14 protein-coding genes are annotated in these 18062 nt (G+C 74.0%); 9 read left to right on the top strand and 5 right to left on the bottom strand.

Going from position 1 to position 18062, the window contains the following annotated elements; all coding sequences use genetic code 11:
- Positions 1–48: 48 nt before the first annotated feature.
- Positions 49–834, bottom strand: coding sequence for an SDR family NAD(P)-dependent oxidoreductase (locus Asera_RS08600; protein WP_030449047.1), 786 nt, complete (start codon positions 832–834; stop codon positions 49–51).
- Between the two features lie 192 nt (positions 835–1026).
- On the opposite strand from Asera_RS08600, the gene Asera_RS08595 reads away from it, so the two are divergent.
- Positions 1027–2115, top strand: coding sequence for an LLM class flavin-dependent oxidoreductase (locus Asera_RS08595; protein ID WP_030449048.1), 1089 nt, complete (start codon positions 1027–1029; stop codon positions 2113–2115).
- Between the two features lie 23 nt (positions 2116–2138).
- Positions 2139–2774 carry an FMN reductase gene (locus Asera_RS08590; RefSeq protein WP_030449049.1) on the top strand — a complete coding sequence of 212 codons (636 nt, stop codon included), beginning with the start codon at positions 2139–2141 and terminating at the stop codon, positions 2772–2774.
- A gap of 159 nt (positions 2775–2933) precedes the next feature.
- On the opposite strand, the gene Asera_RS08585 is transcribed toward Asera_RS08590, so the two are convergent.
- Positions 2934–4940, bottom strand: a complete 2007-nt coding sequence (locus Asera_RS08585; RefSeq protein ID WP_244844163.1) for an ATP-dependent DNA helicase — start codon at positions 4938–4940, stop codon at positions 2934–2936.
- A 214-nt stretch (positions 4941–5154) separates the two neighbouring features.
- On the opposite strand from Asera_RS08585, the gene Asera_RS08580 reads away from it, so the two are divergent.
- A complete protein-coding gene (locus Asera_RS08580; protein ID WP_035298310.1) occupies positions 5155–5691 on the top strand; it encodes a DUF402 domain-containing protein in 537 nt (178 codons plus the stop codon).
- A 6-nt stretch (positions 5692–5697) separates the two neighbouring features.
- Here the strand turns inward: Asera_RS08580 and sigJ are convergent, their stop codons facing one another.
- Entirely contained in the window at positions 5698–6594 is an 897-nt protein-coding gene (sigJ, locus tag Asera_RS08575) for an RNA polymerase sigma factor SigJ (protein ID WP_030449052.1), read from the bottom strand.
- A gap of 101 nt (positions 6595–6695) precedes the next feature.
- Here sigJ and Asera_RS08570 point away from each other — a divergent pair, with 101 nt between their 5' ends.
- Positions 6696–7496, top strand: coding sequence for a PI-PLC domain-containing protein (locus tag Asera_RS08570; protein ID WP_157035125.1), 801 nt, complete (start codon positions 6696–6698; stop codon positions 7494–7496).
- Positions 7497–7571: 75 nt separating this feature from the next.
- On the opposite strand, the gene Asera_RS08565 is transcribed toward Asera_RS08570, so the two are convergent.
- The gene (locus Asera_RS08565; protein ID WP_030449054.1) at positions 7572–8549 is read right to left on the bottom strand and encodes an Lrp/AsnC family transcriptional regulator; all 978 of its coding nucleotides are present in this window, start codon (positions 8547–8549) and stop codon (positions 7572–7574) included.
- A 113-nt stretch (positions 8550–8662) separates the two neighbouring features.
- Here Asera_RS08565 and Asera_RS08560 point away from each other — a divergent pair, with 113 nt between their 5' ends.
- The 3 genes from Asera_RS08560 (at position 8663) to Asera_RS08550 (ending at position 12390) form a co-directional block, all read left to right on the top strand.
- The gene (locus Asera_RS08560; protein ID WP_051802888.1) at positions 8663–10264 is read left to right on the top strand and encodes an MFS transporter; all 1602 of its coding nucleotides are present in this window, start codon (positions 8663–8665) and stop codon (positions 10262–10264) included.
- Between the two features lie 472 nt (positions 10265–10736).
- Positions 10737–11369, top strand: a complete 633-nt coding sequence (locus Asera_RS08555; protein WP_030449056.1) for a DUF47 domain-containing protein — start codon at positions 10737–10739, stop codon at positions 11367–11369.
- A 4-nt stretch (positions 11370–11373) separates the two neighbouring features.
- Positions 11374–12390: an inorganic phosphate transporter gene (locus Asera_RS08550; protein ID WP_030449057.1), complete on the top strand. Its 1017-nt coding sequence runs from the start codon at positions 11374–11376 to the stop codon at positions 12388–12390.
- A gap of 139 nt (positions 12391–12529) precedes the next feature.
- On the opposite strand, the gene Asera_RS08545 is transcribed toward Asera_RS08550, so the two are convergent.
- Positions 12530–13507, bottom strand: coding sequence for a Gfo/Idh/MocA family protein (locus Asera_RS08545; protein WP_030449058.1), 978 nt, complete (start codon positions 13505–13507; stop codon positions 12530–12532).
- A gap of 45 nt (positions 13508–13552) precedes the next feature.
- On the opposite strand from Asera_RS08545, the gene Asera_RS08540 reads away from it, so the two are divergent.
- Positions 13553–14719: a thiolase family protein gene (locus Asera_RS08540; protein WP_030449059.1), complete on the top strand. Its 1167-nt coding sequence runs from the start codon at positions 13553–13555 to the stop codon at positions 14717–14719.
- 210 nt (positions 14720–14929) lie between these two features.
- Positions 14930–18022, top strand: coding sequence for an AAA family ATPase (locus Asera_RS08535; RefSeq protein ID WP_030449060.1), 3093 nt, complete (start codon positions 14930–14932; stop codon positions 18020–18022).
- Positions 18023–18062: the final 40 nt, after the last annotated feature.

Raw genomic sequence — 18062 nt, 5'->3', positions numbered from 1 at the left:
GGCAGCGCCGCCCGGCCGGCACGGCGAACCGCGTCGAGGTGTCGTCCATCAGCCGAGCGTCTTCGGGCCGAGGTAGCTGCCGCCGGTCGCGTCGATGGTGTTCGCAGTGATCCAGCCGGCGTCGTCGCCGGCCAGGAACGCCACCACGGCGGCGATGTCGGACGGCAGGCCGATCCGTTCGATCGCCTGCCCGGCGGACACCATGGCGGCCGCCTGCGGCTGGTCGAACAGGAACGCGGTCCGATCGGTACGGGTCGGTCCCGGGTTCACGGTGTTCACGGTGATGCCGCGCGGCCCCACCTCGTTGGCGAGGTTGCGCCCCAGGGTGGCGAGCGCCGCCTTGGTCATCGCGTACCCGAGTTCGCCGGGCAGCGCGATCCGGGTGACGGCGGAGCCGATGTTGACGATCCGGCCGCCCGCTCCCATCTGCCGCAGCAGCCGCTGGATCAGGAAGAACGGCGTCCGGACGTTGATCGCGAAGAGCCGGTCGAACGCGGCCGGCGTCTCGGCCTCGATGCCGCCGTCGGACTCGCTGACCGCGGCGTTGTTGACCAGGATGTCGAGCCGGTCGCTGCCGGTGCACCGGTGCAGTTCGGCGGCCACCGCGCCGGCGAGCTGCTCGATCGCACCGTCGGTACCGAAGGTGGCCCGGACGGCGAACGCCTGCCCGCCGGCCGCCTCGATCGCGGCGACGGCGTCCTTGGCCGCGGTGTCGTCGCTGCCGTAGTGCACGGCCACCAGGGCGCCGTCCGCGGCGAGCCGCTCGGCGATCGCCCGCCCGATCCCTCGCGACCCACCGGTGACCAGTGCCGTCCTGCTCGTCAGTCGTGTCATGACTGCTCCTCAAATTGTTTCTCATAGACGCTGTTTATATTAGATACAGTTTTGGCTCGGACGCCAGGGTGATCCAGGGCACTGGCCCGGTCGAGCACGACGGCGCCCGGCCACGCGCGGGAATACCTGCGCCCGGCAGCCGTTCAAGCAGATATATTTGCGAAGTCAACTACTGACAGGAGTGGCGCGGCAATGCAGTTCGGGATCTTCACCGTGGGGGACGTGACACCGGACCCGACGACCGGCCGCACGCCCACCGAAGGCGAGCGGATCAAGAGCATGGTCCGGATCGCGCAGAAGGCCGAAGAGGTCGGCCTGGACGTCGCCGCGTTCGGCGAGCACCACAACCCGCCGTTCGTACCGTCGTCACCCACCACCATGCTGGGGTACGTCGCGGCCCGCACCAGCCGGCTGATCCTGTCCACCGCGACCACGCTGATCACCACCAACGACCCGGTGAAGATCGCCGAGGACTACGCGATGCTGCAGCACCTCGCCGACGGCCGGGTCGACCTGACGCTCGGCCGCGGCAACACCGGGCCGGTGTACCCGTGGTTCGGCAAGGACATCCGGGACGGCATCGACCTCGCGATCGAGAACTACCACCTGCTGCACCGGTTGTGGACCGAGGAGGTCGTGGACTGGGAGGGCAAGCACCGCACCCCGCTGCACGGCTTCACCGCCACGCCGCGGCCGCTCGACGGCGTACCGCCGTTCGTCTGGCACGGGTCGATCCGTAGCCCGGAGATCGCCGAGCAGGCGGCCTACTACGGCGACGGGTTCTTCGCCAACCACATCTTCTGGCCGGCCGAGCACACCCGGAAGATGGTCGAGTTCTACCGCAAGCGGTTCGAGCACTACGGGCACGGCGACGCCGACCAGGCCATCGTCGGGCTCGGCGGGCAGGTGTTCATGCGCAAGAACTCGCAGGACGCGGTGCGCGAGTTCCGGCCGTACTTCGACAACGCCCCGGTGTACGGGCACGGGCCGTCGCTGGAGGAGTTCACCGCCGAGACGCCGCTCACGGTGGGCAGCCCGCAGCAGGTCATCGACCTTACCCTCGGGTTCCGGGACTACGTGGGCGACTACCAGCGGCAGCTGTTCCTGATGGACCACGCAGGGCTGCCGGAGAAGGTCGTGCTGGAGCAGCTCGACCTGCTCGGCGAGGAGGTCGTTCCGGTGCTGCGCAAGGAGTTCGCCGCGGTACGGCCGGCGCACGTGCCGGACGCGCCGACACACGCGAGCCTGCTCGCCGCGAACGGCCAGCCGATCGACCAGTGACGCGCGACAGGGAGGAAGACACGATGACCGGGGCCACGCCGCTCGGGCGACGCAGCATCGTCGCGATCAGCGCCGGGCTCGGCGCGCCGTCGTCGACCCGGTTGCTCACCGACCGGCTCACCGAGGCGACCGTGCGCGGGCTGGCCGAGCTGGGCATCGAGGCCGACGTCGAGACCGTCGAGCTGCGCGAGGCCGCGCACGACATCGCGGACAACTTCGTCACCGGCTTCGCCAACTCGAAGCTGCGGCCGCTGCTGTCCACGGTCGCCAACGCGGACGCGGTGATCGCGGTGACACCGACGTTCAACGCCTCGTACAGCGGGCTGTTCAAGTCGTTCTTCGACGTACTCGACGAGGGCACGCTCGCCGACCGGCCGGTGCTGATCGGCGCGACCGGCGGTACGGCCCGGCACTCGCTGGTGCTCGACCACGCGCTGCGTCCGCTGTTCAGCTACCTGCACGCGGTCGTGGCGCCGACCGGCGTCTACGCCGCGACCGAGGAGTGGGGCAGCGCCGACGCGGAAACCGGCCTGGCGAAACGGATCGAGCGGGCCGGCCGGGAGCTCGCCGCGTTGGTCGCCGCGCGCGAACCGGCCGCCGAAGCCGACCCGTTCGCGACCGCCACCGCCTTCGAGGACCTGCTCAACGGCACGAGCTGAGCCGCACGATCCACGACCGGCCCCGGCACCGCCGGGGCCGGGGCCGGTCTCGCGTCTCCGCCCACCCCGTCGAACCCGCCACGCGGCCCAACCCGACGCCGCGAAACCCGCCACGCGCCTCGGCGTGACGCCGCGGTGTCTCGGTGCCTGCCACGCGTCTCAGGACGTCGCCGCGGTGTCGCGGAGTCGTCGCAGCGCGCCGAGCACGACGTCGGGACTCGTCGTGTACCAGAACGGCGGCAGCGAGTTGCGCAGGAACGTGCCGTACGACCGGGCGGTGTGCAGGCGCGAGTCGAGCACCGCGACCACGCCCCGGTCGGTGTCGGCCCGCACCAACCGGCCCACCCCCTGCGCCAGCCGGACCGCCGCCGCCGGCACGCTGACCGCGGCGAACCCGGACCCGCCGGACGCGTCGACGGCGGCGCTCCGGGCCGCCGAGAGCGGCTCGTCCGGCCGCGGGAACGGCAGCCGGTCGATCACCACCAGCTGGCAGGAGTCACCCGGCACGTCCACCCCCTGCCACAGCGACATCACCCCGAACAGGCAGCTCGACTGCTCCTGCCGGAACTTGCGGACCAGGATCGGCAGCGCCTCGTCGCCCTGCAGGTAGACCTCGACGCCGGTGGCGGCGCGCACCACCTCGGCGGCACGGTCGGCCGCCCGGCGGGACGAGAACAGCCCCAGGGTGCGACCGCCGAGCGCCTCGACCAGCCGCACCAGCTCGTCCGCGGCCGGGTCGGACAGACCGGACTGGGTCGGCCGGGGCAGCCGGGCCGCGACGTAGAGGATGCCCTGCTTGGCGTAGTCGAACGGGGAACCGACGTCCAGCGCGCGCCAGGCCGGCGGCTCCTCGTCGCCGTCCTGCTCGCCGCCGGCGAGCAGGAACGGCTGGGTCGATCTGGTCGGTCGCAGCGATGGGATGGCGGCGCCGTCGGCCGGCGGGTCGGGCCGGACGTCGCCCGTCTCGGGGGTGCGCCCGTAGCCGGCAGGCAACCCGAGGCCGGCGGCGACGGTGTCGAACCGGCCGCCCAGCGCGAGCGTGGCCGAGGTGGCCACGACCGTCCGGTCGGCGTAGAGCAACGACCGCAGCAGCCCGGCGACCGACAGCGGTGCCACGTGCAGCCCGGGATGTTCCTGGGTGACTCCCTCCACCCAGATCACGTCCTGTGGCGAGCAGTCGAGCAGCCGCTCGGCGACCTCGGCGATGGTCTGCACCGTCGACTTCGCCTGCTGCTTGTGCACCGGGTCGGGATCGTCGGCGCGCACGTCGCCGAACGCGTTCACCGCGGCGCGGCCGGCCGCCTGCACCAGACTCACCGCGTCGCGCACCGCGGCCGGCAGCTCGACCAGCCGGCCCGGCGGCGCGCCGGCGAGCGCGAGGGCCAGCGCGTCGGACGCCTCGGTGAGCCGGTCGAGCACCCCGCCGTCGAGCAGGGTGCGGGCACGCCGGGTGGCCCGGTCGATCGCCTCCGCGGACAGCTCGGCGCGGGCCGCCGAGGTCATCCGGTCGGCCAGCTCGTGCGCCTCGTCGATGATCAGCACCTCGTGCGGCGGCAGGATGTGCCGACCGGACATCATGTCGACGGCGAGCAGGCTGTGGTTGGTGACGACGATGTCGGCGGACCGGGCACGCACCCGGGACGCCTCGGCGAAGCACTCGTCGCCGAACGGACAGCGTTGCGCGCCAACGCATTCCCGCGCCGGCATGGACACCGTGCGCCAGACCATGTCGTCCACGCCCGGATCGAGCTCGTCCCGGTCGCCGGTCTCGCTGTCGGCCGCCCACTCGCGCAGCCGGACCACCTGCTTGCCGATCCGGCCGGCGGCGCCGAGCCACTGCGACCCGCCGCCGGACTCGCCGAACAGATCCGGCTCGGGCTCCTCGGCGCCGGCGTCCAGCCGGGCCCGGCAGGCGTAGTGGTGCCGGCCCTTGAGCACCGCGAACGTCGGCGGTCGGCCGAGCAGCGGGGTCACCGCCTCGGCCAGCCGCGGCAGGTCGTGCTCGATCAGTTGCGCCTGCAACGCGAGGGTGGCGGTGGAGACCACCACCGGGCCGCGCTCGCGCAGCGCACCGACCAGGTAGGCGAGCGACTTGCCGGTGCCGGTGCCGGCCTGCACGAGCAGGTGCTCGCCGCTGTTGATCGCCTCGTCGACCGCCTCGGCCATGCGCACCTGACCGGGCCGGCTCGCACCGCCGGGCACCGCGGCGACCGCCGCGCCCAGCAGGTCGAGGACGGACGGTCTCCGGGTCTGTGGCACGGTGCTCGTCACGCCGCCCGACGCTACCCGACCCCGCCGGTCCACCCCCGGGTTGTCCACAGGGGCCGGCGCTGTCCACAGGCCAACGCCGGCCGTCCGACCCGGCGGGTACGGTCGCGGCATGGTTGCGGATGACTGGGTGCAGGTGCGCTATTTCAAGTACGACGGGTCGTTGCACTGGCATTTCGACGCGGTCCGGCTCGGCTCCGACCGGTTCGGCACCTGGCTGGGCGCGCCGGCCGGCACCGCGCTGCAACGCGGCGCCGAGCCGGCGCTGACCTGGGAGGTGGCGCAGGTGCTGCTGGTCGCCGACGGCGAGAAGTGGTGGACGGCCAACTTCAACGCGGCGCCGCACCCGACCGAGATCTACTCCGACATGACCACAGTGCCGAGCTGGCACGGCGACGAGTTGCACGCCGTCGACCTCGATCTCGACGTGGTGCGCCGGCGAGACGGCCGGATCGAGCGGCTGGACGAGGACGAGTTCGCCGAGCACCGGGTGCGCTACGGCTACCCCGCCGACGTGATCGCCGCCGCCGAGGCGGCCGCCGACGAGGTGTTCGAGGCGATCACCGCCGGCGCCGAGCCGTTCGCCACCGAGTTCCGCCCGTGGCTGACCCGGGCCGCCGCCCTCACCCTGCGGGAAACGACGGGCTGACCGGCGTCAGTTCGGTTCCAGCGGCGGGAGGTGGCCGAGCTTGTCCGGGTTGAGCTGGTTGAACACCGCGGTGATCCGGCCGTCGGCGATGCCGAACGCCATCACCACCGCGGTGTGGTTGCCGCCGAGCTCGCCCGCGCCGTACAGGCCGAGGTCGCCGTTGACCAGCACCGGCACCAGCACCACGTCCGGATCGTTGGCCCGCCGGCCGAGGTTGAACAGGAACCGGCCGACCCGTTCCGCACCGCTGACCGGCTCCCGGACCGACGGGGCGAGGCCACCGCCGTCACCGACCAGGGTGACGTCCGGCGCCAGCACGGCGAGCAGCCCCGCCAGGTCGCCCTGCTGGCAGGCGCGCAGGAACGCGGCGACGACCCGGCGCTGCTCGGCCAGTTCGGCGTTGTGCCGGGGCACACCGGAATCACGCACCGCGCGCCGCCCGCGGGAGGCGAGCGCCCGCGCCGCGTCGGTACGGATGCCCAGCGTGTCGGCGATCTGGTCGAACGGCACGTCGAACACGTCGTGCAGGACGAACGCGACCCGCTGCTCCGGGGTGAGGCGCTCCAGCAGCGCGAGCAGCGCCATGCTCACCTCGTCGGTGCGGGCCACGCGCTCGCCCGGATCGAGCGTGGCGACGTCGGCGAGCGGCCGCACCACCGGCTCCGGTAACCAGGACCCGACGTACGCCTCCCGTCGCACCCGCGCCGAGCGCAGCACGTCCAGGCAGATTCGCCCGGTGACGGTGGTCAGCCAGGCGCGCGGGTCGTCGATCGCGGTCTGGTCCACGTCGCGCCAGCGCAGCCACGCCTCCTGCACCGCGTCCTCGGCCTCGGCGATGCCACCGAGCAGGCGGTACGCAACGCCGGTGAGGTGGTCCCGGTGACGCTCGAACTCGTCGGCCATCTCCCGATTCTGCGCCCCGCACCCGAGCGGGTGCCGATCCGGCCCCGGATCCGGGCGTGTTGTGCCAGCGTGGAGCCATGTTTCGGGGTACCGCAGCGCGGGTGGCGGATTGCGAGCCGGACTATCCGTACCTGCGGTTCGGGCACGCGCACAACGACTACCGGCACCGGCGACCGCTGTTCGCCGCGCTGCACTTCGGGTACGCGAGTATCGAGGTCGACGTGTGGCCGGTGCGCGGTGAACTGCTCGTCGGGCACGGCCGGCGGGAGCTGTCACCGCACCGCACCCTGACCCGGCTGTACCTGGATCCGCTGGCCGAACGGGTGCGCCGGCTCGGCGCGGTGTACCCGGGGGCGGCGCGCGGGCTGCAACTGCTGGTGGAGGCGAAGCACGAGCCGGTGGAGTGCTGCACGCTGCTCGCCGCGCAGCTGGGGCGGTATCCGGGCCTGTTCACTCGGTACGCCGGCGATGTCCTGCACGGTGGGCCGATCACGGTGGTGGTGACCGGTGCGGGTACGCCGCACGAGTTCGTCGGTGCGCAGCACGATCGCCTGCTGGGCTGCGACGGCACGCTCGCCGAGGTGTCCGGCAAGCGGTTGCCGCCGCAGCTGGTACCGCTGGTCAGCGAGCGCTGGACGCGCATGTTCCGGTGGCGCGGCAACGGGCCGTTCCCGGACCGGGAGCGGCGCCGGCTGGTGGAGCTGGTCGAGCGGGTGCACGCGGACGGCCGGGCGCTGCGGTTCTGGGGCGGCCCGAGCTGGCGTTCCGGGGTACGCCGGCGGTTCTGGCGCGCGCTGGCGACCGCCGGCGTCGACTACGTCGGCGCCGACCACCTGCGCGAACTCGCCGATCTCGCCGCGGACCTCGATGCTCCCGCCCACCACTCCACCCCGCAACGTTGAGCACTGCCCGCCCCCGCAGCGTTGATCAAGGGATCGGCGCACCGGCTCCAGGCACGATGTGTACCGATCCCTTGATCAACGACGGGGGTCGGCATCCAGTTGGCCGTGGCGTTTGAGCACCCGGACGGACGGGGCGGTTTCGTACCCGGTGACGCCGGGGAGCCGCCCGATCGGGCCGCCGAGGTACTCGAAGAGCGCGCGGGCGCTCGGGCAGCTGACGCTTGCGATCAGGTTGTTCGGCCCGGTGACCGCGGCGGCGAAGTTCACCGGGGCCTGCCGGATCAGCTGCTCGGCGGCCGCGAACAGCTCGCTGGGCAGCACGGACAGGAAGAGCATCGCGGTGGTGTCGACGTCGATCAGGTTGTTGACCAGGTCGATGTCGAACCGGACCTGGCCGGTCGAGCGCAGCGTGTCGAGCCGGCGCCGGGCGGTCGACTCCGAACACCCGGCCGCCCGCGCCAGCTCGGCGTGACCGGCCCGACCGTCCCGGCCGAGCACGGCGAGGATCGCGCGGTCGGCGTCGTCCGGCGACGTCGGCGGCGGTTCGGTCGGCGCGGGTTGCCGCAGCGCGTCCACCTCGGCCGGGTCGAGCCCGTCGCCGAGCCGGTGCACGAACAGGGTCGGGTCCGGTTCGTAGCCGCGCAGCAGCTGGTACGCGGTGAAGTCGGTGATCCGCGGGGTGCGCGGCAGCTTGCCGAGCAGCAGCGCGTCCCGGCTGGCCCGGGTGTCCGGCCGGGTGGAGCACAGCACCTCGCTGCCGCCGGAGACCAGATGCACCCAGTACGTGTCGGTGCGGCGGGCGAGCGCGTCGGCAATCGGCGCCGCCGCGTCCGGGGTGGAGCGCAGCCGGAAGAACCACTGCTCCATCCCGTACCACTCCGGGACGCCGACGACGCGCAGCCCGCCGGACGACCGCAGCCGTGCGTACCGCCGGGCGACGGTCTGGTCGGAGACCCCGAGCACCGCGCCGATCCGGGCGAACGAGGCGCGGCCGTCCACCTTCAACGCGTGCACGAGCCGCCGGTCGAGTCGATCGAGCGCGACGGATTCCATCGTCCGACCATAGTTCGTGTCGGATTCCGCCACCGGTACGGCCATGGTTGGGAATCCCGCCGCCGTCCGCGCAGGCTGGCCGCCGAGACGAATCCGCAAGGGGAGGAACGATCATGCGGAAGTGGGGGCCGTTGCTCGCGGTCTGCCTGGGCAACCTGATGCTGATGATCGACGTGACGATCGTGGTGGTCGCGCTGCCGACGATGGGCGAGCACCTGGACGCCTCGTTCGGCGAACTGCAGTGGGTGATCGACGGGTACGCGCTGGTGCTGGCGGCGTTGCTGCTGACGGTCGGGTCGCTGGCCGACCGGTACGGGCGGCGCCGCAGCTACCTGGCCGGCCTGGTGGTGTTCGCCGCGGCGTCGCTGGCCAGCGCGCTGGCGCCGAACGCGCCGGTACTGATCGCGGCGCGCGCGGTGCAGGGCGTCGGCGGCGCGGCGATGCTCGCCACCTCGATGGCGCTGCTGACCGCCAGCTACGCCGGCAAGGACCGCGGGATCGCGTTCGGCGTCTGGGGTGCGGTGTCCGGCGCGTCCGCGGCGGCCGGCCCGATCGCCGGCGGGCTGCTCACCGAGTACCTGAACTGGCAGTCGATCTTCCTGGTCAACGTGCCGGTGTGCGTGGTCGCGGTGGCGCTGTCGGCGCGGCTGCTCACCGAGTCGCGCAATCCGCACGCCGGCCGGCTGGACGTACCGGGCATGATCGGCTTCTCGGTCGCGGCCGGCGCGGTGACGTTCGCGCTGATCCGCGGCGCGGCCAACGGCTGGACCTCGGCCGGCACGCTCGTCCCCTTCGCGCTGGCGGCGGGGTCGCTGGCGGTGTTCCTGGTGGTCGAGTCGCGGCGGCGGCAACCGATGCTGGACCTGTCGCTGTTCCGGAACCGCTCGGTCACCGCGCTGCTCGCCGCGGCGCTGCTGCTGCAGGCCGGGGCGTTCGGGTACCTGCCGTACACGTCGCTGTGGCTGCAGTCGATGCTCGGCGATGGCCCGGTACGGGCCGGGTTGGTCGGCGGGCTGGCGCTGTCCGCGGCCGGGTTCGTGGTGTCCGCGCTGGCCGGCCGGCTGCTGCACGGCGTCTCGCCGAAGCTGCCGGTCGGCGTCGGGCTGCTGGTCCTCGCCGCCGGTGACCTGCTGGAGGCGCGGCTGACCGCCGACGCGGCAGGTACCCGGCTGATCCCGGGGCTGCTGGTCGCCGGGGTCGGGATGGGGCTCGCGCTGCCGACGCTGTCCAGCGCGGTGATGGCCGCGGTACCGCGGCACCGGGCCGGCCTGGCCGGCGGGGCTCTGAACACGTTCCGCCAGCTCGGCCAGGCGCTCGGCATCGCCGTACTGGGCGCGGTGTTCTCCGGCGGGCTGGCCGCGGGGCTGCCGGCGGAGGCGCCGGCCGGCACGGCGGCGGCGCTCGCCGCCGGCCAGGGCCAGGCGGTGCTGGCGCACGTACCGGCGACCACCCGGGACGCCGCGGCGCACGCCCTGCGCGGCGCGTTCGCGGTCGGCATCAACCGCACCCTGGTGGTGTCCGGCCTGCTCGCCGCGGTCGCCGGGATCCTGGTACTGACCCTCGTGACCCGCCACCACGGCGGTGCGGCCACCGACCCGCCGGCCCCGGCCGGCGCCGCGGTCGCGCCGCCGGGGTCGCCGCCGGTCCCGGCCAGGTCGCCCAGCGTGGCGGAAAACCGCTCGCCCGGCACCGATTCCGGCGTCATGCTGAGTTAGAGATCGCACCGAGCGAGGCCGAGTACAGCCTGTTCCGGGTGATCTCTCGACCGCCGGGGCTGGGCCAGCTCCGGCGGACACGGAACCGAGTTGCCAGGCGCGGCGCGGGTCGCACAACCCGCGCCGCGCCGCCGTGTTCGGCCCCGTGTCGCCGGCGCGGGCCACTCTCGTTCGGTGTGCGGAATGTCGAGACCGCACGGGTTTCGTGCGGCAGTATGCGATTGAGGACGCCGCGAATACTTTCCGTGTCGACGAAAGTGCGTGTCGTATAGGCATTGCGGGACGTACATGAACGGGAGGTGAACGCCGACTGAACCGGTCTCGACCAGGGGTGGGCGGGTGTTTTGCCAGCTCGGGGCATGCCTAGCATCGGACCGGCCGGGCGCCGGAGCGTGCCGTCGCGACGACGGTGGCAGGGGCTCCGGCTCGCGGCATCCGCCGTGACACCATCCGCGATCGCGACGAGGTTGCCGTGCGATTCAAGCTCCGTCCGTCCGAGGACGCCTTCTACGACTTCTTCAACCAGGCGGCCCAGAACCTGGTCCGCGGCGCCGAGCTGCTGACCGGGCTGACCGTCGTCGCCAGCGCCGAGACGATCCAGTCCATCTCGGAGGGCCTGCAGGAGGTCGAACACGCCAACGACGACGTCACCCACGCGCTGTACAACAAGGTGAACTCGACGTTCATCACCCCGTTCGACCGGGAGGACATCTACCGGCTCGGGTCCGGGCTGGACGACGTGATGGACGCGATGGAGTCCGCCGGCAACCTGGTCTACCTGTACGGGCTGTCCGAGATCCCGTCGCTGCCCCGGGAGATGGCCGAGCAGATCGAGACGCTCAACCAGCTGGCCCGGCTCACCGCCGAGGCGATGCCGAAGCTCAAGGGCATGAAGGGCCTCGAACCGTACTGGATCGAGGTCAACCGGCTGGAGAACGAGGGCGACCGCCAGTACCGGATGCTGCTCGTGCGGCTGTTCTCCGGCGAGTACGAGCCGCTCAACGTGCTGAAGATGAAGGAAGTCGCGGACGACCTGGAAGAGGCGATCGACGCGTTCGAGCACGTCGCCAACACGGTCGAGACCATCGCGGCCAAGGAGTCCTGACCCGGTGGACACCGCACTGCTCGGCACGATCGTGGTGATCGTGACGGCGATGATCTTCAACTACACCAACGGTTTCCACGACGCCGCGAACGCCATCGCGACCTCCGTGTCGACCCGCGCGCTGCGACCCCGGGTCGCGCTCGGCATGGCCGCGCTGGGCAACGTGGTCGGCTCGTTCCTGGGCGCCAAGGTCGCCGCGACCGTCGGCGAGGGCATCGTCAGCCTGCCGTCGAACTCGGCCAGCCTGGTCGTCGTGTTCGCCGGCCTGATCGGCGCCATCGTCTGGAACCTGATCACCTGGTACTTCGGCCTGCCCGCGTCGTCGTCGCACTCGCTGATCGGTGGGCAGGTCGGCGCCACCCTGGCGGCGATCACGCTCGGCATCGACGGCAGCGTCAAGTGGGGCGGCATCCTGGAGAAGGTCATCGTGCCGATGATCATCTCGCCGGTGATCGGCCTGGTTCTCGGCTACTTCGTGATGATCGGGATCATGTGGATCTTCCGGCGCCAGCCGCCGGGCAAGCTGAACCGGGGCTTCCGGTACGCCCAGCCGTTCTCCGCGGCGGCGATGTCGCTCGGGCACGGCATGCAGGACGCCGCGAAGACGATGGGCATCGTGGTCCTCGCGCTCGTCGTCGGTGGCCGGCAGACCGACTACCAGATCCCGCTGTGGGTGTTCTTCCTCACTGCGATCGTCATCGCCGCCGGCACGTTCTCCGGCGGCTGGCGGGTGATCCGCACCCTGGGCCGGCGGATCATCCACCTCGACCCGCCGCAGGGCTTCGCGGCCGAGATCACCGCGAGCAGCGTGCTGTACGTCGCGGCGATCGGCTTCGGCGCGCCGATCTCCACGACGCACACGATCACGTCCGCGATCATGGGCGTCGGCGCGACGAAACGGCTGTCCGCGGTCCGCTGGGGAGTCGCCGGCAACATCGTCACCGCCTGGGTGCTCACGCTGCCGGCCGCCGCGCTGTTCTCGCTGATCACGTACTACGCCTGCTACCTGGTGGTGCACTGAGCCGCAGCGGCGGGCCGCCGCGCCGCGCGCCGAGCCGGTGCGCTGAGCCGCAGGGGCACGCCGCCGCTCGCGCACCCAGCCGGTGCGTTGAGCCGCAGAAGCGGGCCGCCGCCCGCACACCGAGCCGGTGCCCGGACGTTCACTCCGCCGGGTAGCGGACGCCGAGCTGGGCGCGGGCGGCATCCAGGGTGCGCAGTACCGCGAGGGTGTCGGCGAGCGGCAGCAGCGCGCTCTCCGTCTCCCCGGTCCGCAGGCAGCGCATCACCTCGGCCGCCTCGTGCACGTACCCGCGCCCGGACGGTGCGGCGGCGACCTGTTCGACCTGGTCACCCCGGTACAACCGGAAGCCGTGCGGAGCGAAGAAACCGCGGTCCAGCTCGATCCGGCCGGCGTCACCGGACACCGCCGCCACCCGCGGGGTGTCCGCGACGATCGAGCAGGTCAGCGTCGCGACCGCGCCCGAGTCGTGGCTCAGCAGCAGCCCGACCGTCTCGTCCACCCCCTCGGCGGTACGGGTACCGGTCGCCGTCACCGTCGCCGGCTCGCCGAGCACCAGCTGCGCGAACGCCACCGGGTAGACGCCGAGGTCGAGCAGCGCGCCGCCGCCCAGCGCCGGGTCCCGCAGCCGGTGCGTCGGCGCGAACTGCCCGGTCAGGCCGAAGTCGGCGGACACCACCCGCGGGGTACCGATGTCGCCGGCGGCGATCCGCGCGGTCAGCTCCCGTACCGCCGGCAGCGTGCGCGTCCACATCGCCTCGACGAACAGCACGCCGGCCGAGCGCGCCCGTGCCACCAGGTCCTCCGCCTGCGGAGCGGACAGCGCCGCCGGCTTCTCCACCAGTACCGCCCGGCCGGCGTCCAGGCAGGCCGCCGCGGCGGCGTGGTGCGCGCTGTGCGGCGTCGCCACGTACACGACGTCCAGGTCGGCGTCCGCGGCCAGCTCCGCCCAGCTGCCGTACGCGCGGGGGATGTCGTACCGGTCGGCGAAGCGCCGGGCCGCCTCGACGCTGCGCGAGCCGACCGCCAGCACCTCGGCGTCCGGCATCGTCAGCAGGTCCTCGGTGAACGTCGCCGCGATCCCGCCGGTGGCGAGGATGCCCCACCTGATCTTCCGCATCCACCCACTCTGCCAGCCCCGGCCCGCGCCGGTAGATTCGCCGGCGTGGATGCCTACCTCATCGACGCGGTACGCACCCCGTTCGGGCGCTACCGCGGCGGCCTGTCCGGGATCCGGACCGACGATCTTGCCGCCCTGCCCCTCGCCGAGCTGGTCCGCCGCCATCGCGGCCTCGACCCGGCGACCATCGACGACGTGATCCTCGGCGACGCGAACGGCGCCGGCGAGGACAACCGCAACGTGGCCCGGATGGCGGCGCTGCTCGCCGGGCTGCCGGTGACCGTGCCCGGCAGTACGGTCAACCGGTTGTGCGGTTCCGGCGGCGAGGCGATCGTGCAGGCCGGCCGCGCGGTCGCGGTCGGCGACGCCCGGCTGGTCGTCGCCGGCGGGGTCGAGAGCATGAGCCGCGCCCCGTACGTGCTGCCGGCGCCGGACGAGGCGCTGCCGCGGACGATGCAGCTGCACCCGACCCGGCTCGGCTGGCGGATGGTCAACCCGGCGTTCCCCGACGCCTGGACGGCGTCGCTGGGCGCCTGCGCCGAGCAGGTCGCCGTCGAACTCGGCATCGGCCGGGCCGAGCAGGACGAGTGGGCGCTGCGCAGCCACCAGCTCGCCGCCGCGGCCTGGCAGCGCGGGCTGCACGACGACTACGTGCTGCCGGTCGAGCAGGTACGGCGGGACGAGTCCATCCGGGACGACACCTCGGCGGCGAAGCTGGCGAAGCTGAAGCCGGCATTCACCCCGGACGGGCCGGTCACCGCCGGCAACTCCTCGCCGCTCAACGACGGCGCGCTCGCCGCGTTCGTCGGTACCGCCGAGGTGGCCGCGGAACTGGGCGTCACGCCGCTCGGCCGGCTGGTGGCGACCGCCGTCGTCGGCGTCGAACCGAACCGGTACTCCACCGCGCCGGTCGCCGCGATCCGGCGCGTGCTGGACCGGACCGGACTGTCCACTTCGGACATCGTGGCCTGGGAGCTGAACGAGGCGTTCGCCGCGATGGTGCTGAGCTGCCTGCACGAGCTGCCGGGCATTCCGCGGGACCGGGTCAATCCGAACGGTGGTGCGATCGCGATGGGCCATCCGCTGGGGGCGTCCGCGGCCCGGGTCATGGTGGACGTGTGCCGCGAGGTCCGCCGCCGGGGCGGCGGCCTCGGCGTTGCCGCCGCCTGCATCGGGGTGGGCCAGGGCATCGCGGTCGTCGTCGAGGTCTGACCCGGCGCCGACCCGGTGCTCGACGATCGGCGCACTCCCGGGTGGACCCGCGACCGATTCGTCCCGTTCGCGACCTCGGGCCCGGGTCTCCGCCTCGGGGCAGGGCTGGGCGTTGCGGCCGCTCGGGTGGTCGGGTCGGCCCGCGCGTACCTGGCCGGGCGACCGGACGACCGAGCCGCGCGCTGCGGATTCCTGGCACCATCGAGGGGTATGCCGGTCGGAGAGTTTCCGCTGGTGGGGCGGGATGCCGCGCGGGCCTGGCTGGACCGCGCGCGGGACGCGGCCGCGGCCGGGCACGGCGGTCTCGTCGTACTCACCGGTGAGCCCGGCGCCGGGAAGACCCGCCTCGCCCGGGAGGCCGTGCGCGGCGCCCGCGCGTTTCGCACCGTCGTCGTCTCCTGCACCGGTACCGAACCGCTCGGGCCGTGGACCCGGACCGTTCGCGCGCTGACCGCCGACGACGCCGAACCGGCCGGCGTCGACCGCGCGTTCCTGCGGGCGCTGCGCTCCGGTGCCGACCTCGTGCTGGCGGCGGACGACGATCCGGGCACCGCCGGGCGCCAGCTCGCCGAGGACGTCACCACCCTGGTACGCCGGCGGGCCGCCCGGCGCCCGCTGCTGCTGGTGTTCGACGACGTGTCCGACGCCGACGAACCGTCGCTGCGGCTGCTCACCGAGCTGGCGCTGACGGTCCCGGAGCTGCCGGTACTGGTGATCGCGACGGCGCGGCCGGCCGACGTCGACTGGCACGGGCACCTGGCCGCGCGCGCCCGGCTGCTGCGCGCCGGTACCGCGGTGCCGGTCGAACCGCTCGACGGCGGCGCGATCGCGGCCCTGCTGCGGTACGCGGGGGCGGCCGACGACCACGGTCGCGTCGCCGCCGTGCTGGCCCGTACCGCCGGGAACGCCCTGTTCGTCACCGAGCTGCTGCGCGCGCCACGCACCGACACGCTGCCGATGTCGGTACGGGCGCTGGTCGACGACCGGGTCGCGGCCCTGCCGCCGGCGGCGCGGCCGGTGGTCGCGGCCGCGGCGGTGCTCGGCACGCCGATCGGTACCGACGTGCTCGCCGCCGTCGCGCCCGCCGAGGGATTCCGGGGTGGTCTCGGCGCCGTGCTCGACGCCGGGCTGCTCACCGAGGCGGCCGACGGCACGGTCGGGTTCGCGCACGAGATCGTCCGCGATGCGGTGTACGACGGGGTGCCCGCGGCCGACCGGGCCGTCCTGCACGCCCGGGCCGGCACGGTGCTCGCCGACCGCGGTACCGACGTCGCCGCGGCCGCGCGGCACCTCGCGCGTGCCGGCCCCGCGTACCGGGCGCGCGCCGCCGAACTCGCCCGCCAGGCGGGCGACCGCGCCGCCGGGCGCCTCGGATACGCCGACGCGACGGGCTGGTACGAGCGGGCCCTGGCGCTGTCCGGCGACGACACGGACCGGGTCTCGATCCTGCTCGCCCGGGCCGAGGCCCGCGCCGCGGCGGGTGACCCGGACGGCTCACGGGCCGGGTACCTCGACGCGGCGGTGCGGGCCCGCGCGCTGCGCCGGCCCGACCTGCTCGCAGCCGCGGCGCTCGGTCTCGGCTCCGGTACGGCCGGGTTCGAGGTGACGATGCTGGACGGGACGCAGCTGGAGTTGCTCACCGAGGCCCGCGCCGCGCTGCCCGCCGCAACGCCGCTGCGCGCGCTGGTGACCGCGCGGCTGTCGGTCGCCTCGTCGGTACTGGCCGGGGACGCCGAACGGTCCGCGCTCGCCGCCGAGGCGGTCCGGGACGCCCGCGCGAGCGGCGACGCCGGCGCCTGCGCGTACGCACTGTCGGCGCGGTGCGACGCGCACGCCGGGCCGGACCACCGGGTGGCCCGGATCGCCGACGCGACCGCGATGCTGGCACTCGCGGTACAGCTCGGCGATCCGCCGCTGGAGCTGCTGGCCCGCCGGCTCCGCCTGGTCGGGTACCTGGAGGGCGGGGACGTCGACGCGGCCGACGCCGAGGCGCTCGCCTTCCGCACCACGGCGGAACGGCTCGGCCGACCGCTCTACCTGTGGTACGTGCCGCTGTGGCGTGGCATGCGGGCGCTGATGGAGGGCCGCACCGCCGACTGCGCCGCGCTGCTGGCGGACGCCTGCGCGCTCGGTGACCGGGCCGGCAGCCGGAACGCGGCCGTCCTGACCCGCACCCAGCGCTGGTGCCTGCTCGCGGCGACCGGCGACCGGGACGGGGTGGCCGAACTCGGCGCCGGCCTGGACCCGGACCAGTTCGGCACGGTCTGGCCGTACGTGACGCTGGCGCTGATCCTCGCGCAGACCGGCCGGGTCGACGCGGCGCGCGCCCGGCTGGACGCGGTGGCGCCGCGGCTGCCGTCCGCGCCCCGGGACTCGGAGTGGTTGCCGATGCTGGCCCAGGTCGCCGAGACGGTCGGCGTGGTCGGTTCGCACCCGGTCGCCGACCCGGCGTACCGGGCACTCGCCGGCTACGCGGGGATGTGGGTGGTGGAGGGGATCGGCGCCGCGGTGCGTGGCCCGGTCGATCGGCACCTGGGCCTGCTCGCCGCCGCCCGCGGGGACCGGGCCGGTGCCGCGACCCACTTCGCCGCCGCCGAGCGGGCCTGCGTGGACGTCGGCGCGACGCTGCTGGCCGCCGAGGTGTGCCGGGACGCCGGCCGGGCCCTCGGCGACGGGGGCCGGCTCGCCGCCGCCGACCGGCAGTACCGCGCACTCGGGCTGGCGGCCGAAGGTGCCGGGCCGGATCCGGTGTTCCGATCCGACGGCGAGGTCTGGACCCTGGGGTACGAGGGGCGGCAGGTGCGGCTGCGGGACGCCAAGGGCCTGCGCGACCTGGCGACACTGCTCGCCCGGCCCGGCCGGCCGGTCGCCGCGCTCGACCTGGCCACCGCGTACACCCGCCGCCCGGCGACCGGCGACGCACCGGGCGGGGTCGAGGGCGACCTGGGCGAGGCGCTCGACGCCACCGCCCGCCGGGCGTACCGGCAGCGGTTGGCCGAGCTGGAGGAGGAACTCGCCGACCCGGCCGACCCGGAACGCGCCGCCCGGCAGCGGGCCGAGCGCGACGCGCTGGTCGAGCAGCTCACCACCGCGTACGGGCTGGGCGGCCGCCGGCGACGTCCGGGGTCGCCGACCGAACGGGCCAGGACGGCGGTCACCGGCCGGATCCGCGACGCGATCCGGCACATCGAGGCCGCCCATCCACCACTCGGCCGGCACCTGCGGGGCGCCGTGCACACCGGGACGTTCTGCGTGTACGAGCCGGAGCATCCGGTGCGCTGGCAGGTCACCCGCCGGTTCTGACACCGTGCGACCGGATCTCACGCCCTTCGGGTGACAGCAC

The organism is Actinocatenispora sera, assembly GCF_018324685.1.
In the GTDB taxonomy this organism is placed as follows: Bacteria; Actinomycetota; Actinomycetes; order Mycobacteriales; family Micromonosporaceae; genus Actinocatenispora; species Actinocatenispora sera.
The sequence above is the reverse complement of the archived record's forward strand: the minus strand, read 5'-3'. Positions and strand labels throughout refer to the sequence as shown.